The sequence below is a fragment of the Mesorhizobium sp. L2C084A000 genome (assembly GCF_000502875.1).
Classification (GTDB): Bacteria; Pseudomonadota; Alphaproteobacteria; order Rhizobiales; family Rhizobiaceae; genus Mesorhizobium.
This window is the reverse complement of record NZ_AYWX01000008.1, coordinates 170281-190231: the sequence shown is the minus strand read 5'-3', so window position 1 is coordinate 190231 and position 19951 is coordinate 170281. Positions and strand designations below refer to the sequence as shown.

Genomic DNA, 19951 nt, shown 5'->3' with positions numbered 1-19951 from the left:
CCCTGAGAAGCTCGGAACGGCGAATCCGTCCGAAATGCGATTGGCTTTCAGTCGTGGATAATGAATTGCAAAGGTTAAAAGGCGTTTAACCCTGTTGCTTAACCACGAATCTCGAAACTCTAGGGATTGGCGCGAGATTTACGGGCACCGAAAAAAGTGGCGGCTGACAAGAAAAAGCCCGCCGAGGGGCGGGCCTTGGACCGGTTAAGGGAGCGCGGCGCGCCTGGTTGTCCGATCCACGTCCTGCTGGACGCGCTGGGGTCAGGCGGCGCTGCGCGTTTCCGAGATGACTTCAACGATGCCGTTGACGACGGACTCGACCAGTTGCGGGTCGTCGCCTTCGGCCATCACGCGGATCAGCGGTTCTGTCCCTGATGGCCGGATAACCAGCCGTCCGGTCTTGCCGAGGCGGTTACGGGCGTCTTCGATGGCGGCCTTGACCGGCGCCTCCTCGAGCGGCTTGCCGCCGGAAATATGGACGTTCTTCAGAAGCTGCGGCACCGGTTCGAACTTTTTCGACAGTTCGCTGACCGGCCGCCCCTGCCGCTTGATGCAGGCCAGCACCTGCAGCGCCGAGACCAGGCCGTCGCCGGTCGTCGAAAAGTCGGACAGCACGATATGACCTGACTGTTCGCCGCCGACATTCAAGCCATGCGCGCGCATATGCTCGACGACATAACGGTCGCCAACCTTGGTGCGGTGCAATTGCAGCTTCATGCCGCCGAGGAAGCGCTCGAGGCCGAGATTGGACATCACCGTCGAAACGACGCCGCCGCCCGCAAGCCGCCCGCTCTGGTGCCAGGATTCGGCGATCAGCGCCATGATCTGGTCGCCATCGACGATCGCGCCGTTTTCATCGACGATGACGACGCGATCGGCGTCGCCGTCGAGCGCGATGCCGATGTCGGCGCGCACTTCGTGCACCTTCTTTTGCAGGCCGGCCGGATGGGTCGAGCCGCATTCCTTGTTGATGTTGAAGCCGTTGGGCTCGACATTGATGGCGACGACTTCGGCGCCCAGTTCCCACAGCGCCTCGGGCGCCACCTTGTAGGCCGCGCCATTGGCGCAATCGACGACGATCCTCAAGCCCGCGAGCGACATCGAGCGCGGCAAGGTGCGCTTGGCGAATTCGATGTAGCGGTCATGCACGCCGTCGACGCGCTTGGCGCGGCCAAGCCCGTCGGAATCGGCGAGCGCCAGTTCGATATCCTTGTCGAGCATGCTCTCGATGCGCTCCTCGATTTCGTCGGAGAGCTTGTAGCCGTCGGGTCCGAACAGCTTGATGCCGTTGTCGTAATAGGGGTTGTGCGAGGCCGAGATCATGACGCCGATATCGGCGCGCAGCGAACGCACCAGCATGGCGACAGCCGGCGTCGGGATCGGGCCGAGCAGGAACACGTCCATACCGGCGGCACAAAGACCGGCAACCATGGCATTCTCGATCATATAGCCGGAAAGCCTGGTGTCCTTGCCGAGCACGACACGATGACGATGGCTGCCGCGCTGGAAGGAAAGGCCGGCGGCCATGCCGACCCGCATCGCGATTTCAGCGGTCATCGGAAACTTGTTGGCGCGTCCGCGAATGCCGTCCGTGCCGAAATAATTCCCTGCCATGCTAGTCAGCTTCCTCGAAGTTTCTTCCCCGGCACGTCATGCCACAATTGGCCGGCGCGCTATGATCACATTGTGTGATTATACGTTACCAATTCTTAGAAAACCATTGTTGTGCACTGCACACAACGTGGCTGCAACCTGACATGCCCAGACTGCCATGCTGCAATATACAAGTCATTCGAGCCTTTCAGCGCGGATGCATCAGGAAATCTTGCTCTCAACCAGGCAACGGACAACGATTTCATCACCTTATCGGGAGAAGCCGGTTTTCGTCGATATATACGCCACTTAGCATCTGGCGCAACCGGCCGTTGAGCGTTATTGATTTGCAGGGACGTATCATGGGCTGCTGCAACGGAGAAACGCTATGCTCATCCACCGACTTGCCACTTTGACCGGCCTCGCCGTCGCGACCTTGTTCCTGGCCGCGCCAGCCAACGCACTGACGATGGCCGAGTGCAGCACGAAGTATAACGCCGCCAAGGATGCGGGGACACTCGCCGGAGCGACCTGGAATCAGTTCCGCAAGGCTCAATGCGGCACCGATGCCGCGGCAACCACCGACGCCAAGCCGGCCGATACCAAGAAGGCCGCGGAAACGAAGCCGGCCAAGGCTGCCAAGGCTGCCGCCGCGACGGACGACAGCACAGCCAAGGGCCTGACGGCGAAGGAATGCAGCACGAAATACCAGGCGGCGAAGGCTGCCGGCACGCTGAACGGCATGAAGTGGAACGACTTCCGCAAGTCCGAATGCGTCGCCGGTGCATCCGCCGCTGCCGCCGCCAAGCCGGCAACCACCAAGGCTGCCGCGGCTCCCGCCGACGGCAAGGGTCTGAGCATGGCCGAATGCAGCACCAAGTACCAGGCTGCCAAGACGGCCAACACGCTGAAAGGCATGAAGTGGAACGACTTCCGCAAGGCCGAATGCGGTACCGGCGCCTCGGATGACGACAGCGTGCCGGCCGCCGACGAGGCGAGCTACACCAAGGAGCCGGCGAAGCCGACGACGGCTGCGCCCAAGGGCGTCGCTTTCCCGTCCGCGATCTCGGCGAAATATGCCAGCGAGACCCCCGGAAAAGGCCGCATGCACACTTGCCTCGACCAGTACTATGCCCTCAAGGACGCCAATGCGCTTGGCGGCCTGAAGTGGATCCAGAAGGGCGGCGGCTTCTACAGCCTGTGCAACGCCAAGCTCAAGAGCTGATCGCTTAGCCATAGTCTCCAAACAAAGGCCCGCGCATCGCAAGATGCGCGGGCCTTTTTTGTTGCGCGAAGACGCACACTGCCTTGCTCGCATCTGCATGTCGCCGGGCTGCCGGCATCATCAATTCGCCTACACTGCCCACCGCCAAGCTCATCGGTAGTCCGAAAAGATTCTGTTGAACATATAAAGAACAAACCATATACAAAAAGACGTCAAACTTATTATCAACCAGGAGGGTCTTATGCACAGTTTGAAATTGGCGGTATTGGCTGCGACCGCATTTGTCGCTTGGAGCGTCGCCCCCGCAAGCGCACTGACGATGAAGGAATGCGGCGAGACCTATCGAACAGCCAAGGAAGGCGGCACTCTGAACGGCATGGACTGGACGGCTTTTCGCAAGGAGAAGTGCGCGACATCAGCAGCGGACAGTGTCAGCGAGGATACGGTCAAAACCGAGCCGCAGACGAAAAAGGAAACCAGCGCGGCGGTCGCCCCCACTGTAGCGCCCGCGGGCGTGACATTCCCAACCACGCTGGCCGCCGAGTTCAAGACCGAAAAGCCCGCGAAGGCGCGCATGAAGACCTGTCTCCAGGGCTACCATGGCAACAAGGACGCGGGCACGTTGAACGGCCTTCGCTGGATCCAGAAGGGCGGCGGTTATTACAGCCTGTGCAATGCCAAGCTGAAGAGCTGAGCGACAAGACATCTGAAGAAGAGAAGGCCTGCGAACCGCAGGGTTCGCGGGCCTTCTTTGTTGCCTTCGAGGGCACGCCCGCGGCGACGTTGCCAATCTCCCCCGCAAGGGGGGAGATTGGCTATCACCTAGGCTTTCGCCAATCGTCATCGTCGCAGATGCGAGGTCGCGGACAACTCCTCCCCAACGCCAAAAACAAAAAACGCCGCGGAGCAAGCCGCGGCGTTCGATGAAATCAGTGGTCAAGCTCAGCTCGATGGCTGCGGTTCCATGCCGCCTTCGGGCTCCGGCCCCTTCTTGCGCCGGCCGCCGGACTTCGGCACGGCAGAGCCACGGCTCGGCGGCGTGTCGTCGCCAAGGTCGCGCGCTGGCTTGTGGCCGGCGATCAACTGCTTGATCTCCTCGCCGGACAGCGTCTCGTATTCCAGCAGGCCCTGCGCCAGCGCGATCCATTCCTTCTTCTTCTTGGTCAGGATGGACTTCGCCGATGAGTAGGCCTCGTCGATCAGGCGGCGTACTTCGGCATCGATGATCTGCGCTGTCTCTTCCGAGACGTTCTGCGTGCGTGCCACCGAATGGCCGAGGAACACTTCTTCCTGGTTGTCGCCATAGGCGACATGGCCGAGCTTGTCGGAAAAGCCCCAGCGCGTGACCATGGCGCGCGCCAGTTTGGTCGCCTGCTCGATATCCGAAGAGGCACCCGAGGTGATGTTTTCCTTGCCGAACTTGAACTCCTCGGCGACACGGCCGCCCATCATGATGGCGAGCCGCGAGATCATGTATTTGTAGCTCATCGAATAACGGTCGCCTTCGGGCAACTGCATGACCATGCCGAGCGCGCGACCGCGTGGGATGATCGTGGCCTTGTGCAGCGGATCGGCCGATGGCACGTTCAGCGCGAGAATGGCGTGGCCTGCCTCGTGGTAGGCGGTCAGCTCCTTCTCGGCCTGCGTCATGGCCGACGAGCGGCGCTCGGCGCCCATCATGATCTTGTCCTTGGCGTCCTCGAATTCGGCCATGGTGACGAGGCGCTTGTTGCGCCGTGCCGCCATCAGCGCGGATTCGTTGACAAGGTTCATCAGGTCGGCGCCGGAAAAGCCCGGCGTACCGCGCGCGATCACCTTGAGATCGACATTGGGCGCCAGCGGCACGTTGCGCACATGCACCTTGAGGATCTTCTCGCGGCCGACGATGTCAGGGTTCGGCACCACGACCTGGCGGTCGAAGCGGCCTGGCCTCAGCAGTGCCGGATCGAGCACGTCGGGCCGGTTGGTGGCGGCGATCAGGATGATGCTTTCGTTGGATTCGAAACCGTCCATCTCGACCAGCAGCTGGTTCAGCGTCTGCTCGCGTTCGTCATTGCCGCCGCCGAGGCCGGCGCCGCGATGACGGCCGACAGCGTCGATTTCGTCGATGAAGATGATGCAGGGCGCGTTCTTCTTGGCCTGGTCGAACATGTCGCGGACGCGGCTTGCACCGACGCCGACGAACATCTCGACGAAGTCGGAACCGGAAATGGTGAAGAACGGCACATTGGCTTCGCCGGCAACCGAGCGCGCAAGCAGCGTCTTGCCGGTTCCCGGAGGGCCGACGAGCAGCACGCCGCGCGGAATCTTGCCGCCGAGCCGCTGGAATTTCTGCGGATCGCGCAGGAACTCGACGATCTCTTCCAGATCTTCCTTGGCTTCGTCGACGCCGGCAACGTCCTGGAAGGTGACGCGGCCATGCGCTTCGGTGAGCAGCTTGGCCTTCGACTTGCCGAAGCCCATGGCGCGACCGGAGCCGGACTGCATCTGGCGCATGAAGAATATCCAGACGCCGAGGATGAGGATCATCGGCAGCCACGAGATCAGATAGCCGAACAGCGAATTGGAACCGTCTGTTTCAGGCCGCGCATTGATGGTGACGTTCTTGTCCTGCAGCCGCGAGACCAGCGAAGGATCGCCGGGCGAATAGGTCTGGAAGCCGCTGGCATTGTCGGTGTAGGTGCCGCTGATACGGGCGCCCGCGATGGTCACCGTCTTGACCCGGCCCGCCGCGACATCCTGCAGGAACTGCGAATAAGGCACATCGCTGGAGGCCCCTCGCGTCTGCGGCGTCTGGAACAGATTGAACAGGGCTATGAGCAGGACCGCTATGATCGCCCAGAGCGCGAGGTTGCGATAGTTCGGATTCATCAATTGTCCCGTTGGCGTCCGCGGGGCGGACACGCGTCATGAGAGGAAACTTGCGCCTAACATAGGGAGAGCGTCCCCCCTTGCCAAGCAGAACAGCACGTCTGGGTTAAGCTTTCGCGCAACCATCAGCCGGCACTGTGGCCGCTGAAAGGCAAGGGCGGCACCGGGGCCGCGCCAATCAGCCCGGCGATGGCCTGCGCCGGCGCCAGGTCGAAGGACGGCAGGAAGCGGGCAAAGGGGGTAACGACCGGCCGCACTTCCATCATCGCCGACTTCAGCCCATATCCAGGCAAACCAAGGCATTCCCCGGCGTGCCACAACGCCGGTTCGGCCGCGAGCGCGGCGCGCATCAGGCTCGGCGGGGCTTTTCCTTGGCCCGTCGCCAGCCGCTTCGCCGCTGCCGTGCCTAACGGGGCAATCAACAATGCGCTGCTGCTGTCGCTCAATGTGATGCGCCGGCGGCCATCCCACAGGGTGCTGCCGGTGGCGGTTGCGGCGGCGGGCAGGCCGCGCGCCTCGCGGCGCAGGAAGATGCCGGAGCGCCGGGAATCGACAACCGTCCGCGACAATGTGGCGCAAAGAAGTCCAGCCCTCAGCCGACCGAACAGAGCCTCGCTGCGGGCCTGATCCGGCAGGAAGGCAATTCCGCCGGTCATGGCCAGCAGGATACGCAACGCATAGACGGCCGCTCGCTCGTCACCTGTGTTCAGCAAAAGCGGATCAAGACGAATGAGCCCGCAGGACAGCCGGGTCGCGAAATCGCCGATCAAACTTGCGGCGGCGAGGCCGAGTTGACTGCGCGCGCGGCCCTCATGCGCGGCCAACGCCAGTGCATCGCCGATGCGCTGTGCACCGTTGCCGTCGGCAAGGGCTGCCCGCATGCGCGGCCGCTCGAAAGCCTCGTCGGCATTGGTCGGGTCGTCGGCCCAGCCGACATTCTCACGCCGCAGGACATCTCGCAGCGCCGCGCGCCGCAACCCGAGAAGTGGCCGAACGATCCACTCGCGCCAGTCATACAAGGTGGCCGGCGCCATGCCGGCAAGTCCCCGGCCTGCCATTTCGGCATGGCCTTGGCCCTCGTCCCGCGCCAATCCTTCTGCGCGCGCTTGCCGCATCAGCACCGTCTCCGCCTGGTCATCGGCGGTATGGCCGGTGAGGATCATGCCGACGCCTTCGGCTTGTGCCGCTTCGGACAGCAGCCGGTAGCGCGCCTCGCGAGCGGCGGCGGGCAGGCCGGTCGATGGCTTGGGGCCCGACCATGTCAGGAAGCGGTGTGAAATTCCGAGTCTGGCGCACAGCTTCGCCACTGCTTGCGCTTCCGCAGCCGAACCGGACCGCAAACCGTGGTCGATCGTCACCGCCAGCAGCTTGGTTGCCGGCGCCGTACGGTCGAGATGGTGTCTGAGAAGAAGGAGCAGGGCGGTCGAGTCGCTGCCGCCGGACACGGCCGCAACAGCGCCGCTGGTAAAATCGATATGCGAAAAAGGGTTAGACGAAAGGTCCGGCTCGGTGTCGAGCATAATGCATGTCGCCCAAAAGTGATCCCGGTTTCAGGACAACGACATGTAGGACAAGGATCAGCAGGCAGCCAGAGCCTTCTCCTGCTTGACGCGTTCCTTGAGCGCGCTGGAAATATCGGGGTAGCGCTTGCCGACCTCGCTGAAAGTGGCGCAGGCAACGTCGTGCTGCTTGAGGCCGACCAGCGACACGCCGAGCTTCAGCAACATGTCGGGAGCTTTCTTGGCCTTGGGGTAGTCCTTGCTGGCGGCAAGGAACGTCTCGGCCGCGTCGCGGTATTTCTGCTGGCCGAGCAATGACTCGCCCAACCAGTAATGCGCGTCCGCCGCCTTCGCATCCCTGGGGAAGCGGGCGATGTGGTCGCGAAAACCCTGCTCGGCGGTGCCGTAGTCGCCCGAGAGGATGAACTGGTATGAGTTGCGGTAAAGCTCCTCCGGGTTGTTGGTGGCGGGCAACGCCGCGACTACCGTGTCGGACTTGCCGGCCTTGGGCGCCGCCCCGGCGACTGGCGCGGTGTCCTGCGCCGGCGCGGTCGATTGTGTGTTGCCGCCGGCATCGATGACATTGCCATTCTTGTCGACGGTGATGGTGCCGAAATTCTTTTCCGGCGCTCCCGTACCGGGAATAACCTTGCCGGGGTCGCCGTCGGGAGATTCGACGATGACGTCCTCGACCGTCTTGCCGCCTGCCGATTGATCGTTGGCGGGCGCGGCGCCGGCTCCAGCCGGCGCCCGGATTGCCGGGGCCGCCGCCACGTCGTTGTCGGTGCCGGTGGTGGCGTCCGATTTCTTCTGCGCCGGCGGCTGCCCGCCTTGCGTGCCGCCACCTTCCAGCTGCTGGAAGCGGAATTCATTATCTTCCTGCTGCTTGCGAATCTGCTCCTGCATCTGCAGGACCTGGAAATTGAGTTCCTCGATCTTGCCGTTCATCTGCCGCAGCTGCTCTTCCAGGCTGGTGACAGCGGCAGGATCGGACTGCACCAGCTGAACCTGGTCCGGTTTCTTCTTTTGACCAAAAAAGCCCGGCAATTCGATACTGGGAAGATGGAAGGTAAAGCCGCTGTCGGTTGATTGCCCTGTGCCGCTCGCCCCGGTGCCGCTAGCCAAGGCGGTGACGCCTGATAGGAGCAGTAGCGCAAGCGTGCCGCTCAGAACCGATCTCAAATGCATGTGCCTCTCGCAGTGATTTCGTTAGCTTGTTCGCGCCTTCCAATCAGAATGGGACCGGCCAAGCGCCCTCGGCTCATAGCAGGAGCCGAGACTTCGGCCAAATTTTGTTTCGAGCATCCGGATATGAAAAAGGCGGCCCCAGGGCCGCCTTTCGCACAGGTATGTTGCATTTTTACCGCTAGACGGCCGCGCGTTCTTTGACGCGCCGGTCGGCTGCGTGATGCCTAAGATCGGAAGAGCACACGTCTGAANGCAATTCCAGGAAAAGTGTGAAACGGTTTTCCGTCCGGAATTGCGGAAGAAGAAGGCGCGCCGCCGTCTTACTCATCAGGAGCCGGCGCCGGAGAGCGTGGTGACGGCGCGGCGATTCTGCGACCAGCAGGAGATGTCGTCGCACACCGCGACCGGACGTTCCTTGCCGTAGGAAATGGTCTTGAGACGGCTGGCCGAAACGCCCTTGGCAACGAGGAAGTCGCGGGTGGCGGCGGCGCGGCGGGCGCCGAGCGCCAGATTGTATTCGCGCGTTCCGCGTTCGTCGGCATGACCTTCGACGACGATGGCATACTGCTTGTACTGGTTCAGCCACTGCGCCTGGCGCGAGAGCGTCGTCTGCGCGTCGGCACGGATCGAGGTCGAGTCCGTATCGAAGAAGATGCGGTCGCCGATGTTGACGGTGAAGTCCTGCGCCGATCCGGGTGTCGCCGCGCCGGCGCCGTTAAGGCCAAGATCCTGAGCGCTGTTCGGCGTCTTCTTCGAGGCGCAACCTGCGATGGCGAGCATCGCCACCAGCGCGATCATGACCGGGTTTCTGGTAAGTGCTGCGATACGGCCCATGCCGCCTCTCCTTCGTATTTCGAGTGATCTAATTTGAGTGATTTCGTTGATCACCCAGTAACCACGTTTGGGTTAACCGGCATTCAAGAAACACGGTTAATTTTGGTTTAAGCTGCCCGTCCGCAGCCGTTTGGCCATGAGCCACAGTTGGCGCGGACCCTAGGCGGAAATGCGGCCAAAACGCGACCAAGGCATGGAAAGGGGCCGAAACGGCCCCTTTTCAGCATCTGTGGCAATTCAGCCGAACTTACTCCAGCAGCGGCGACCAGGCCGGGTCCGAAGCGAAGTTCGCCGTCGGGATCGATTGCTCGTTGCGTCCGGTAAGATCGACCGAAACCAGTTTGGGGCCACCGGCGGAATCGCGGAAGAACATCAGCACGCGGCCATTCGGCGCCCAGGTCGGTCCCTCCTGCTGGAAGCCGGAGGACAGGATGCGCTCGCCCGAACCGTCGGTCTTCATGACGCCGATCTGGAATTCGCCGCCGGTCTGCTTGGTGAAGGCGATCAGGTCGCCGCGCGGCGACCAGACCGGTGTCGAATAGACGCCGTCGCCAAAGGAAATGCGGGTCTGGCCCGAGCCGTCGGCGCCCATCACGTAGATCTGCGCGCGGCCGCCACGGTCGGAGGTGAACACCACCTTGCTGCCGTCGGGCGAATAGGACGGCGAGGTGTCGATGGCGGTCGAGTTGGTCAGCCTCGTCGTCGAGCGGCTGCGCAGGTCCATGGCGAAGATGTTGGAATTGCCGTCGTCGCGCAGCAAGCTCATGATCACCTTCTGGCCGTCGGGCGAAAAGCGCGGCGCAAAGGTCATGCCGGGGAAATTGCCGACCAGTTCGCGCTGGCCGGTCTCGATCTGCAGCAGGTAGACCCGCGGCTGGCCGCTTTCATAGGACATGTAGGTGATTTCCTGCCGGTTCGGCGAGAAACGCGGCGTCAGCACGATCGACCTGCCGTCCGAGAGATAGCGCACATTGGCGCCGTCCTGGTCCATGATCGCAAGGCGCTTCTTGCGCGCATTCTTGGCGCCCGATTCGTCGATGAAGACGACGCGGGTGTCGAAATAGCCTTTTTCGCCGGTCAGCCGCTCATAGATGGCGTCGGCGATGATGTGTGCGACCCGCCGCTGATTGGCGTCGTTGGCGAAGAACTGCTCGCCGGCCATCTGCTGGCCGGCAAAGGTATCCCACAACCGGTACTGGGCGCGGATGCGGCCGTCGGCTTCCTTGCTGACGCTGCCGGTGACCAGCGCCTGCGCGTTGATCACCTTCCAGTCGTCGAAGCGCGGGGCTGCATCGGGGTTGGTGATCTTCTCGATAAAGGCGCTCTTGTCGATCGGAGCGAACAGACCCGAACGCTTCAAATCGGCGGTGACGATCTGCGAAATCTGCGCCCCAAGCGCGTCGCCGCCCTGGAAATCCGTGATGGCGATCGGCAGCGGCTCGACATTGCCCTTGTTGACGTTGAGCTCGACGAGCGCCAGCGCCGGCAACGTGCCTGCCGCGGTCATGCCCATCGCCATTGCTGCGACCATCAGGAGCGGCTTGAGGATTGATTTCATGTCTTCTCGCTTCTCGTACTGATTTTCGGATACGCGGGCCGCCTTAGAGGCCCAGCATCTCCCTTGGATCGAAGGTGACGCGGACGTCGGCCCAGATGTCCTGCTTGCCGGCGGGAACTTGCAGGCCGGTGACATCGCATTTTTGCACCGCACGAACGGCACTTTCGTCGAACTGGCGATTTCCGCTCGACTTTTCGACCGCCGGGCGCCCGTCCAGCTTGCCGGAACCATCCAGGTTGAACCGCACCACGACGACGAAGTTCTCGGAACCTTCCAGGCCCGCGGGAAGGGTCCAGCAGCCGCCAAGCTGGCTTTCCAGGGCGCCCATTTCGGACCTGGAAAGCTTCTGGCCCTGATCCTTGTCGCCGCCGAGCGATGCCTGCTGGGTCGAGCGCTTGGCGCCGCCGCCGGATGGCTTCTGCTTGTCGAGCAGCGCGGAGATCTCGTCGGCGTTGAATTGCTTGTCATCGGACTTCGGCTTCGACGACGCTTCCTTGACCGGCTTGTCGGCGTTCTTGCGCTCCGGCGCCTTGGCGCTTTCGGCCTGCGCCGGCTGCGGCTTCGGCCGTGCCTCCGGCGCGGGCGCCGAGTCGGGCAGCTGCGTCGCCTCGGCGGGGGGCTCCTGCGCTATGGCTTCAGCGACGGCGTCGGGCTTGACCTCGGGTGTCGGATCGATGGCGGCGGTCTTGTCCTGCGGCGGCGGGGTTGGCGCCGGCTTGGCCGGTGTCGGCTTGGGGTCGGGCTGCTTGACCGGCTCGGGCTTGACCTCTTCCTTGGGCGTCGGCGCCGGCGCCACTTCCGTTGCCGGGGTGGGCTTGGGCTTCTCCTGCGGCTTCGGCACGTCCTCGGGCTTCGGCTTTTCGATCGGGGTNGGAGTTCAGACGTGTGCTCTTCCGATCTGGCTTGGGCTTCTCCTGCGGCTTCGGCACGTCCTCGGGCTTCGGCTTTTCGATCGGGGTCGGCGCGGGCGGCGGAGCCGAGGTCATGTCGACGGGCTTGGGCTTGGCTTCCGGCGTTATCGGCTTGTCCGTGTCGACGCTGTTCTCGCCCACCTTCTGCGCATCCGGAACGATGTCCGGGCGCTGCGTCGGCACGGGTGCCGGCTTTTCATGCATCACGGCCTTCTTGTCGCCCTGCAACGTCTGCGCGATGGCTTCCATCGGCACGATATCGACCGCGACCGACTCGACGTCGGACGACGGAAGCGCGGCCGGCGCCGTCAGCGTGAACAGGCCGAAGGTCAGCGCCGCCGTATGCAAGATCACCGATGTGGTGAGGCCGGTCTTCATCGCGCGTCTATTGGTCCTGTTCCTGCAGTGAAACCAGCCCGATGTTCTTGTAGCCAGCGGCCGAAATGCGGGCCATCACCTTCATCGCCGTGCCATAGTCGGTGGACTTGTCGCCGCGGATGAAGATGCGCTCCTCATAGCCGGTCTTCGAGATCGCCTGCAGCTTGGCTACCAGCTCCTCGATCGGGATCTCGGTTTCCTGGAGATAGATCTGGCCGGCGGCGTTGATCGAGACGGTGATCGGCTGCGTGTCGGCATTCATCGCCTTGGCCTGCGTATCCGGCAGGTCGATCGGCACGCCGACCGTCAGCATTGGTGCGGCGACCATGAAGATGATCAGCAGCACCAGCATCACGTCGACCATCGGCGTGACGTTGATCTCGGACATCAGTGCATGGTGACGGCCGCGCCGCCTGTGGCCGCGTCCGCCGCGTCCTCCCATGCCCATGGACATACCCATCTGCTACTCCTCAGGCCTTGGGGGCCACTTTTTCATCGATTTGGCGCGAGAGTATGGCGGAGAACTCGTCGGAGAACCCTTCCATGCGCACGGCTATCTTGCTCGCGTCGGACGACAGCTTGTTGTAGGCGATGACGGCCGGAATGGCGGCGAGCAGGCCGATGGCCGTCGCCAGCAACGCTTCGGCAATGCCGGGCGCAACCACCGCGAGACTGGTGTTCTTGGAGCCGGCGATCGCCTGGAACGAGGTCATGATGCCGATGACGGTGCCGAACAGGCCGATGAAGGGTGCCGCCGAGCCGGTGGTGGCGAGGAAACCGAGGCGGCCTTCCAGCTTTTCCATCTCGCGGGTCAGCGCCAGGTCCATCGCCTTGTCGATGCGGGTCTGCAGGCCGAGCGGCGTTTTGGCGCCCTTCTCGAAACTCTTCTTCCACTCGCGCATGGCGGCGACGAAAATGGCGCCCATGCCGGTGGTCTTGCGGTCGGCGAGCGTGCGGTAGAGCTCCTCCAGCGACTGCCCCGACCAGAACACCTGTTCGAACCGATTGAGCGCCAGCCGCATGCGGGCATAGGAAACCAGCTTGTCGACGATGATCGCCCAGGTCCAGACCGAGGCGCAGAGCAGGCCGATCATGACCAGCTTGACCACCCAACTGGCCGAAACGAACAGCGACCAAACCGACAATTGCGCGCCCGGATCGGCGAGTGCGATATTTTCCATCGTTACGTCCTTAAGATTTTCCGGGCGAAGCTGGCGGCTGGCCCCTGGCATCCCTTGTGGTCGGTTCGCACGAAGCTACCGGAACAACCCCAAACTGTGCCGTTATCGGCCTTTTCGGGGCAAATATTGGTGAAAGGAAGGCGTTCGATAACGCCAATCTTCGCCAATCTCTTCATGAACCGTTATGGTTAAGGATGGGTTAGTATATAAGGCGCGGCGCATTGCCACGCCCCGCGGCAAGGCCATCAATTCAATGGCTGCGCCTAGGGTGTGCTGAGATTCAGGTCAGGCCGAGCCGAAAACGGTAGATTCCGAGAACCGGAGCGGAGCGTACTTTTCGTACGCGAGCACCGGAAGCGCAGGAAGCTGCTGTTTGCAGGCCGGCATCACCTGAATATCAGCGCACCCTCGGCATGAACGCCGCCACCCATTCCTTGGGAAAACGCCTTGGGCGGCCATTCTCGCCGATGATCGCCGCCTCGACCTTGGCCTCGACCAGCACCTCGTCGCCGCGCTTGAGCTGCTGCGCCATGAAGATGCGCGCGCCGGAAATCTCCTCGGTGCGGGTGTCGACCGTCAGGATGTCGTCGATACGGGCGGGGCCGCGAAAGTCGATCTCCATGCGGCGCACCACCCAGACTATTCTTTCGCCATGCTTGCCGTCGGCAAGCTCTGTGTGGTGCACGCCGGTCAGCCTGAGATAGTCGGAGCGGCCGCGTTCGAAGAATTCGAGATAGCGCGCATGGTAGACGACGCCGGAGAAATCCGTGTCGGCATAATAGACCCGCGCCATCAGCCGGTGGCCGAACGCCGTCAGCGCACCGGAAAGCCCAGCCAGCAGCGTCGCCGATTCACCATGATCGCCCATTGCGCTTCCTTTTTCAGCCCCGACGAGGCACCTGTTTCCCGCGTGGCACAGCATCGGATGGCACTGTTGACGGCGATGATCAAGACCTTGATGGCGGCGCTGCTTGTGCTCGCGGCCTTGGCGTGGCCCAGCCAGGCGGCGAGCTTTTCGATGAAGCGCGGCCTCAATCTCGACCAATGGGTCACATGGCCCGGCGAAGACCAATGGGGCGACGCCAAGGCCATCCTGCCCTATCCGGAGTGGCGCAAATTCCTTGGGGAGAACGATCTCAAGGCACTGAAGGATGCCGGCCTTGATTTCCTGCGCATGCCGGTCGACCCTTCGCCTTTCATGTCCGACAAGACCGGGGCCTTGCGTGACGACCTCTATGCCAGCGTGCTGGACTCCGTGCGCATGATCAACCGCGCCGGACTGAAAGTCGTCGTCGACATGCACCTGATCCCGGCCGGCGGCAGCCGCAAGATCGGCATGGCGCAAGTGATGGAAGACCCGCGGACCTTCGACGCCTATCTCGAGATGGTCCGCAAGATGGCCCGCACGCTGGCCGGCGAAGATCCCGCGCAGGTGGCTTTCGAGCCTATGAATGAACCGATCGTCGATTGCGACAGCGATGGCACCAGCCTGTGGCCGGACCGCCAGCGTAAACTGTTCGCGGCTGCGCGATCCTCGGCAACCAAACTGACCCTGGTGCTGACCGGCGCCTGCTATTCCGCCGCGAGCTCGCTGGACAAGATCGACCCGAAGATGATCCCCGACGACAACGTCATCTGGACCTTTCATTCCTATGATCCGTTCCTGCTCACCCATCAGGGCGCGACCTGGGCCGGCGACTTCATTCCTTACGTGACCGGCCTGCCCTATCCGTTGACCGCGGTGCCCAAGGCGCAGCTTGGGGTGACGCTCGACACCATCCGCGCCAGGATCAAGGCCGAGGCGCCATGGACACGGCAGAGCGGTCTGCTTGCCTATCTCGACGAACAGGTCGCCAGCATGGACAGCCCCGACAAACTGCTCGGCTTGATGGATGCGCCGTTCAAAAAAGTCGAGGCATGGGCGAAGGCCAACGGCGTCAAGCCGGAAAACATCACGCTGGGCGAGTTTGGCATGATCCGCCAGGAATATGGCAATTCCTATGTGATGCCCGCCGAGTACCGGGCCGCCTATGTCGGGGACATGATCGCGCGCGCCGAAGCGCATGGCTTCTCATGGTCGGTGTGGAGCTATGGCGGCGCCTTCGGCATCGTCGACGCCTTCAATGGCGAAAAGGCCGAACCGGATGTGTTGGACGTGATCCGTGGGCTGCGTTGATCGCTCACGGACGGCGCGCTGGAAAATTACTCTTCCTGGAACAGGTTGATCTGCTGCTGCGCCAGATCCTTCGGCGCGTCGAGGCCGAGATGGCGCCAGGCATTGGCCGTCAGCATGCGGCCGCGCGGCGTGCGCTGGATGAAGCCCTGCTGGATCAGGTAGGGCTCGATGATGTCTTCGATGGCGTCGCGCGGCTCGGATAGGCCGGCGGCGATCGTCTCGATGCCGACCGGCCCGCCGCCGAAATTGCGCGCGATCATGCTGAGGTACCGCCGGTCGAGCGCGTCGAGGCCGAGCGCATCGACCTCCAGCCGAGTGAGCGCCTCGTCGGCGATCTTGCGGTCGACATGGCCGTCGCCGGCCACCGAGGCGAAATCGCGCACACGGCGCAAGAGCCGGCCGGCGATGCGTGGCGTGCCGCGCGCACGCCGCGCGATCTCCAGCGCACCGTCGTCGCCAAGCGGCATTTGCAGGATGCGCGCGCCGCGCCGCACGATCTGCTCCAGCTCCTCGACCGTGTAGAAATTGAGCCGTACCGGAATGCCGAAACGGTCGCGCAGCGGATTGGTGAGCAGGCCAAGCCGCGTGGTGGCGGCGACGAGCGTGAAGCGGGCAAGGTCGATCTTGACCGAACGCGCCGCCGGTCCTTCGCCGATGATCAGGTCGAGCTGGAAATCCTCCATCGCCGGATAGAGGATCTCCTCCACCGCCGGGCTCAGCCGATGGATCTCGTCGATGAACAGCACGTCGCCTTCCTCGAGATTGGTCAGCAGCGCGGCAAGATCGCCGGCCTTGGCGATGACCGGGCCGGAGGTCGAGCGGAAATTGACGCCGAGCTCACGCGCCATGATCTGCGCCAGCGTCGTCTTGCCCAGACCGGGTGGCCCGACGAACAGTACGTGGTCGAGTGCCTCGTTGCGGCCTTTGGCGGCCTCGATGAACACTTTGAGATTGGCCCGCACCGCCGCCTGGCCGACGAAATCGTCGAGCGTCTGCGGCCGCAAGGTCTGCTCGGCATCCTCGCCGCGTTTTTCCGGCGCAATCAGGCGGGGCGACAGGCTCATGCGAGCAGTTCCATACTGGCAATGGACTTGGCGGCCCGCTGATCGAACGTGACTGTATGCGAGCAACCCAGATTTCGATTGTGCTCGGTGATCAGCGCATCGGCAAAATCTACCTGCGGCAAATTTGATCTTTCGAGCGCAATCACGATGGCATCGAAATCTTCGAACAACAGTGTCTTGACCTTCAACAGTCTCTGGATTGCCGCCTGCATCTGCTCTTTCGGTAGTCTGTAGCGCGAAATCAACGACCAGCTGAATTCCACCAGCACGATCAAGCTGACGAAGCCGGGAGCATCGTCGCTGAGGCCTTCGCCGAATGCGAGGGCTTTCGCCCGTTGCTCTGCATCGTCGTTCAGCACCATTCGAAGCAGAACGTTCGTATCAATGCCGATCGACGTCACTCGTCGCCCTCTCGTCCGCCTTGCGATCCGTCTCCGACAACATGCCTACCAACTGCATCCCGCACCGCGAGGTCGATTTCCTCCAGTGACGCCGGACCGCCGGGCGGATCGCCCAGAAATCCGGCGAGGTCCGCAAAGTCGAGATTGCGCGGTGTTCCAATCAGGTAGCCATCCATGACCGTCCAGGCGATCATGTCACCCGTTTTGAGTGACAGCGCATCCCGGACATCTTTTGGAATTGTAAGCTGACCCTTCGAGGTCAGACTGGCGTAAGCACCCATTTTCTTACTTTCTAAGAAATTTCCTACCAATCATATGATAGTTGGAATTTTCTTTTCCAACAACCATATCACTGCGCCAGTTCCTTCAGCCCGAAGCGGATCAGCTTCGGCGCATCGGCATCCTCGCCCGCCGTCTTCAGCGCCGCCGCCACAGCATTGGCGGCGGTGTCGCGCGAATAGCCAAGATTGACCAGCGCCGAGACCGCGTCGGTTATCGGCGCGGATGCCACGCCGTCGCCGAGCTCCTGTTTCAGGCCGATGGTGCCCGAGGCGGTGCCGGCATAGGCCGGCGCCTTGTTCTTCAATTCGGTGACGATGCGCTCGGCCACTTTCTTGCCGACGCCGGGCGCGCGCGAAACCATGGCGATGTCGCGCAGCGCAATGGCGTTGGCGAGATCCGCCGGCGCCAGCGTCGACAGGATGGCCAGCGCCACCTTGGCGCCGACGCCCGGCACATTGTTCATCAGCAACCGGAACCACTCGCGCTCGAGCTGCGACTGGAAGCCGTAGAGGCGCAGCATGTCCTCGCGCACATAGGTCTCGATGAACAGCACCACCGCTTCGCCGGGCGAAGGCAGCGCGGCCAGCGTGCGCGCCGAGCAATAGGCGACATAGCCGACGCCATGGATATCGACGAGACAATGGTCCTCGTCGACCTCGTCGAGCGTACCCTTGAGCTTGCCGATCATGCCAGACCTTTCATGGAAGATGGGCTCTCATGGGTGCGTCTCAGGAGAGATGATGTCGAGCTCCGGGAAGTAACTGCGGTAACGCGCGGCGTCGCGGGTCAAAAGACGATGTCCAGCGACGGTCGCGTGAGCGCCGATAAAGAAATCGGGCAAGGTTCTTTCCCTGATGCCACCGGCCCGGCGATAGCGGGAATGCGTGACGCCGGCAAGGAATGCCGCGTCCCAAGGTACAAGTTCGCGATCCATCTCAAGCATGTCGACTGCTTTTCGAAGCGCCGTTTCCGTCGCTATCAGTGGCGCGAGTTCGGACCAAATGATGGTGTTGACCACCAAGGCTCCATCACGGCGGCAGGAAGCAATCGCCGACGCCGACCATGTTGTCAGCGGTCCGGCCGGTCCCCAGACGTCGATCAGGACATTTGTGTCAATCAACGTCGAGATCTTCACGCGGCCCCCTCAACCACTCCATGTACTGATCGGTGGTCATGCCTCCCAGATCCAACGTCCCCTCCATCCGGTCGAGGACATCGCTGAACCTGCGCAATTTGTCTTCCTGGGAGAGGTTCTCGTTGACGGCAACCAGCCGAACGCCCTCGTCGGTGGCCACAAACTCCACCTCGGAGCCCGGGGCGATGCCCAGACGGTCCCTTATCGGCTTGGGGATTGTAACTTGCCCCTTGGTGGTCACGCGCATGGTAATACCTCTGCGGTATTACTTATCCCTGCAACGTGAACAAGTCAAGAACATAGCTAGCCGGCCAGCGCCATCCTGTAGGCCACGCTTTGCCGATGATGCGCGTGGCAGATGGCGATGGCCAGCGCGTCGGCGGCATGTTCGGTGTCGAAGACGGCTTTTGGCAACAGCACCTTCACCATCATGTGGATCTGCTTCTTGTCGCCATGACCAACGCCGATCACCGCCTTCTTGACGGCGTTGGGCGCATATTCGGCAACGACGAGACCGGCACGCGCCGGCACCAGCATGGCGATGCCACGTGCCTGGCCGAGCTTCAGCGTCGCCACGGCGTCCTTGTTGACGAAGGTCTGTTCGACCGCCGCCTCGTGCGGCATCGCGCTGTGCAGGATATTCGCCAGCCCGTCATGCAGCTGGCACAGCCGCGTTGCCAGCGCCGCCTTGTCGTCGGACTTCACAGTGCCTGAAGCAATAAAGCGCAGCGAATTGCCGAGGCTTTCGACGATGCCCCAGCCGGTGCGCCGAAGCCCCGGATCGATACCGATGATGCGAATCGCTTCCGCCATTTGCCGACTTTACCTCCGGCCCACAGCGATGCCAGCGAAATGTGAACAAACCGGAAACAGGAAGACAGACCGAGGTCTAACCCCGAGCGAAAGCCGTGTTGAGCAGGCTGATCTGGTCGGAAACCGGATTGAGGCGGCGCGCCATCGGTTGCATGTCGACCAAGGCGCCCGAGCCATAGATCTCCTCGTCCATGCGGCGCACCAGTGCTTGCAGGCGCAGCGAGCGGGTGACGAGGTCGAGGAAATCCTCGGGCAGCTCGGCCCAGCCGGTGGCTTCGTCATGGGCGGAAGCGGTGTCGAGGCGCACCTTGGACTTTTCCGACGCGACCTGGTCGCGGGTCATCTCGCCGGAATTGGCGGCGCGCTGCAAAAGCAGCCAGGACGCAACCTGCATCAGCCTGGTGGTCAGCCGCATCGATTCGGCCGCATAGAGCGTGGCGCCCAGCCGCGACAGTTTCTTTGCCTCGGCCCGGCCCTTGCCGTCGAGATATTCGGCGGCCTGTTCGACCAGGCCCATGCCTTCCTGGTAAAGCGGCTTGAAGGATTGCGAGAAAACCCGGCGCTCCGCCAGCTTGACGGTTTTCGCACTGCCCTTCGAAGGCTCGTTCATTGATACGCCCCTGCACTTGCAACCGGCCGATTCGGCTCCCTGCCGATACACCCGGAACCCTATCTGACTGAAGCTTGAAAATGCGCTTCGTCACTGGCGAAGGCAAGCACATGTTTAACAGAAGGTTAACGGCGAGCCGCCATTGGGCGGCCCCCTTCGAGATGCGGACAAAAAGGGAAATGAAGACAAAAAAAGAGCCGCGGATAAGGCGGCTCTCAGGAGTTTAACAGGG

At 62.7% G+C, this 19951-nt stretch carries 21 protein-coding genes; 3 read left to right on the top strand and 18 right to left on the bottom strand.

The features are described from left to right. Positions 1-261: 261 nt before the first annotated feature. Positions 262-1614: a phosphoglucosamine mutase gene (gene glmM / locus X735_RS148250; RefSeq protein ID WP_023811863.1), complete on the bottom strand. Its 1353-nt coding sequence runs from the start codon at positions 1612-1614 to the stop codon at positions 262-264. Between the two features lie 367 nt (positions 1615-1981). Here glmM and X735_RS148255 point away from each other — a divergent pair, with 367 nt between their 5' ends. Then, complete coding sequence (locus X735_RS148255; protein ID WP_023811862.1) at positions 1982-2818, top strand: hypothetical protein; 837 nt, start codon at positions 1982-1984, stop codon at positions 2816-2818. Between the two features lie 241 nt (positions 2819-3059). Next, a complete protein-coding gene (locus X735_RS148265; protein ID WP_023811860.1) occupies positions 3060-3512 on the top strand; it encodes a hypothetical protein in 453 nt (150 codons plus the stop codon). A gap of 248 nt (positions 3513-3760) precedes the next feature. Here the strand turns inward: X735_RS148265 and ftsH are convergent, their stop codons facing one another. From ftsH to ybgC, 9 genes are all read right to left on the bottom strand, one after another. Then, a complete protein-coding gene (gene ftsH / locus X735_RS148270) occupies positions 3761-5689 on the bottom strand; it encodes an ATP-dependent zinc metalloprotease FtsH (RefSeq protein WP_023811859.1) in 1929 nt (642 codons plus the stop codon). A 125-nt stretch (positions 5690-5814) separates the two neighbouring features. Next, a complete protein-coding gene (gene tilS, locus X735_RS148275; protein ID WP_023811858.1) occupies positions 5815-7209 on the bottom strand; it encodes a tRNA lysidine(34) synthetase TilS in 1395 nt (464 codons plus the stop codon). Positions 7210-7266: 57 nt separating this feature from the next. Further along, positions 7267-8376: a tol-pal system protein YbgF gene (ybgF, locus tag X735_RS148280; RefSeq protein WP_023811857.1), complete on the bottom strand. Its 1110-nt coding sequence runs from the start codon at positions 8374-8376 to the stop codon at positions 7267-7269. A 327-nt stretch (positions 8377-8703) separates the two neighbouring features. Continuing rightward, the gene (gene pal / locus X735_RS148285; RefSeq protein WP_023811856.1) at positions 8704-9210 is read right to left on the bottom strand and encodes a peptidoglycan-associated lipoprotein Pal; all 507 of its coding nucleotides are present in this window, start codon (positions 9208-9210) and stop codon (positions 8704-8706) included. Positions 9211-9457: 247 nt separating this feature from the next. Beyond that, entirely contained in the window at positions 9458-10768 is a 1311-nt protein-coding gene (tolB, locus tag X735_RS148290) for a Tol-Pal system beta propeller repeat protein TolB (RefSeq protein WP_013529148.1), read from the bottom strand. A 43-nt stretch (positions 10769-10811) separates the two neighbouring features. Beyond that, a complete protein-coding gene (locus X735_RS1000000169820; RefSeq protein WP_245273232.1) occupies positions 10812-11096 on the bottom strand; it encodes an energy transducer TonB in 285 nt (94 codons plus the stop codon). Between the two features lie 968 nt (positions 11097-12064). Next, positions 12065-12517 (bottom strand): protein TolR, encoded by a 453-nt coding sequence (tolR, locus tag X735_RS148295; RefSeq protein ID WP_023811855.1) that lies wholly within the window; start codon positions 12515-12517, stop codon positions 12065-12067. Positions 12518-12527: 10 nt separating this feature from the next. Continuing rightward, on the bottom strand, positions 12528-13238 hold the full coding sequence (tolQ, locus tag X735_RS148300; protein ID WP_023811854.1) for a protein TolQ: 711 nt from the start codon (positions 13236-13238) through the stop codon (positions 12528-12530). 397 nt (positions 13239-13635) lie between these two features. Continuing rightward, positions 13636-14106 carry a tol-pal system-associated acyl-CoA thioesterase gene (gene ybgC, locus X735_RS148305; protein ID WP_023811853.1) on the bottom strand — a complete coding sequence of 157 codons (471 nt, stop codon included), beginning with the start codon at positions 14104-14106 and terminating at the stop codon, positions 13636-13638. Positions 14107-14163: 57 nt separating this feature from the next. Between ybgC and X735_RS148310 the strand changes: the two genes are divergently transcribed. Beyond that, entirely contained in the window at positions 14164-15414 is a 1251-nt protein-coding gene (locus tag X735_RS148310; protein ID WP_023811852.1) for a cellulase family glycosylhydrolase, read from the top strand. 26 nt (positions 15415-15440) lie between these two features. Here the strand turns inward: X735_RS148310 and ruvB are convergent, their stop codons facing one another. From ruvB to X735_RS148350, 8 genes are all read right to left on the bottom strand, one after another. Then, a complete protein-coding gene (gene ruvB, locus X735_RS148315; protein WP_023811851.1) occupies positions 15441-16478 on the bottom strand; it encodes a Holliday junction branch migration DNA helicase RuvB in 1038 nt (345 codons plus the stop codon). Continuing rightward, positions 16475-16879 carry a type II toxin-antitoxin system VapC family toxin gene (locus X735_RS148320; RefSeq protein WP_155930581.1) on the bottom strand — a complete coding sequence of 135 codons (405 nt, stop codon included), beginning with the start codon at positions 16877-16879 and terminating at the stop codon, positions 16475-16477. Before X735_RS148320 ends, ruvB begins: the two co-directional genes overlap by 4 nt. Then, on the bottom strand, positions 16876-17160 hold the full coding sequence (locus X735_RS148325; protein ID WP_023811849.1) for an AbrB/MazE/SpoVT family DNA-binding domain-containing protein: 285 nt from the start codon (positions 17158-17160) through the stop codon (positions 16876-16878). The genes X735_RS148320 and X735_RS148325 overlap by 4 nt, the downstream gene beginning before the upstream one ends. Before the next feature lie 68 nt (positions 17161-17228). Next, positions 17229-17849 carry a Holliday junction branch migration protein RuvA gene (gene ruvA / locus X735_RS148330; protein WP_023811848.1) on the bottom strand — a complete coding sequence of 207 codons (621 nt, stop codon included), beginning with the start codon at positions 17847-17849 and terminating at the stop codon, positions 17229-17231. A gap of 27 nt (positions 17850-17876) precedes the next feature. Further along, positions 17877-18296, bottom strand: coding sequence for a type II toxin-antitoxin system VapC family toxin (locus X735_RS148335; protein WP_023811847.1), 420 nt, complete (start codon positions 18294-18296; stop codon positions 17877-17879). Continuing rightward, positions 18274-18543, bottom strand: a complete 270-nt coding sequence (locus X735_RS148340; protein WP_023811846.1) for an AbrB/MazE/SpoVT family DNA-binding domain-containing protein — start codon at positions 18541-18543, stop codon at positions 18274-18276. Before X735_RS148340 ends, X735_RS148335 begins: the two co-directional genes overlap by 23 nt. Before the next feature lie 56 nt (positions 18544-18599). Beyond that, positions 18600-19109, bottom strand: a complete 510-nt coding sequence (ruvC, locus tag X735_RS148345; protein WP_023811845.1) for a crossover junction endodeoxyribonuclease RuvC — start codon at positions 19107-19109, stop codon at positions 18600-18602. A 76-nt stretch (positions 19110-19185) separates the two neighbouring features. Next, complete coding sequence (locus X735_RS148350) at positions 19186-19719, bottom strand: DUF1465 family protein (protein ID WP_023811844.1); 534 nt, start codon at positions 19717-19719, stop codon at positions 19186-19188. Between the last annotated feature and the right edge of the window lie 232 nt (positions 19720-19951).

Bases quoted from the DNA above. Each gene is read 5' to 3' on its own strand.
- tilS (WP_023811858.1), bottom strand. From the start codon at position 7,209: ATGCTCGACACCGAGCCGGACCTTTCGTCTAACCCTTTTTCGCATATC.
- X735_RS148310 (WP_023811852.1), top strand. From the start codon at position 14,164: ATGGCACTGTTGACGGCGATGATCAAGACCTTGATGGCGGCGCTGCTT.
- pal (WP_023811856.1), bottom strand. From the start codon at position 9,210: ATGGGCCGTATCGCAGCACTTACCAGAAACCCGGTCATGATCGCGCTG.
- ruvB (WP_023811851.1), bottom strand. From the start codon at position 16,478: ATGAGCCTGTCGCCCCGCCTGATTGCGCCGGAAAAACGCGGCGAGGAT.
- ruvA (WP_023811848.1), bottom strand. From the start codon at position 17,849: ATGATCGGCAAGCTCAAGGGTACGCTCGACGAGGTCGACGAGGACCAT.
- ftsH (WP_023811859.1), bottom strand. From the start codon at position 5,689: ATGAATCCGAACTATCGCAACCTCGCGCTCTGGGCGATCATAGCGGTC.
- X735_RS148340 (WP_023811846.1), bottom strand. From the start codon at position 18,543: ATGCGCGTGACCACCAAGGGGCAAGTTACAATCCCCAAGCCGATAAGG.
- ybgF (WP_023811857.1), bottom strand. From the start codon at position 8,376: ATGCATTTGAGATCGGTTCTGAGCGGCACGCTTGCGCTACTGCTCCTA.
- X735_RS148350 (WP_023811844.1), bottom strand. From the start codon at position 19,719: ATGAACGAGCCTTCGAAGGGCAGTGCGAAAACCGTCAAGCTGGCGGAG.
- tolB (WP_013529148.1), bottom strand. From the start codon at position 10,768: ATGAAATCAATCCTCAAGCCGCTCCTGATGGTCGCAGCAATGGCGATG.
- X735_RS148325 (WP_023811849.1), bottom strand. From the start codon at position 17,160: ATGGGTGCTTACGCCAGTCTGACCTCGAAGGGTCAGCTTACAATTCCA.
- X735_RS148265 (WP_023811860.1), top strand. From the start codon at position 3,060: ATGCACAGTTTGAAATTGGCGGTATTGGCTGCGACCGCATTTGTCGCT.
- tolQ (WP_023811854.1), bottom strand. From the start codon at position 13,238: ATGGAAAATATCGCACTCGCCGATCCGGGCGCGCAATTGTCGGTTTGG.
- ybgC (WP_023811853.1), bottom strand. From the start codon at position 14,106: ATGGGCGATCATGGTGAATCGGCGACGCTGCTGGCTGGGCTTTCCGGT.
- ruvC (WP_023811845.1), bottom strand. From the start codon at position 19,109: ATGGCGGAAGCGATTCGCATCATCGGTATCGATCCGGGGCTTCGGCGC.
- glmM (WP_023811863.1), bottom strand. From the start codon at position 1,614: ATGGCAGGGAATTATTTCGGCACGGACGGCATTCGCGGACGCGCCAAC.
- X735_RS1000000169820 (WP_245273232.1), bottom strand. From the start codon at position 11,096: ATGGGCGCCCTGGAAAGCCAGCTTGGCGGCTGCTGGACCCTTCCCGCG.
- X735_RS148255 (WP_023811862.1), top strand. From the start codon at position 1,982: ATGCTCATCCACCGACTTGCCACTTTGACCGGCCTCGCCGTCGCGACC.
- tolR (WP_023811855.1), bottom strand. From the start codon at position 12,517: ATGGGTATGTCCATGGGCATGGGAGGACGCGGCGGACGCGGCCACAGG.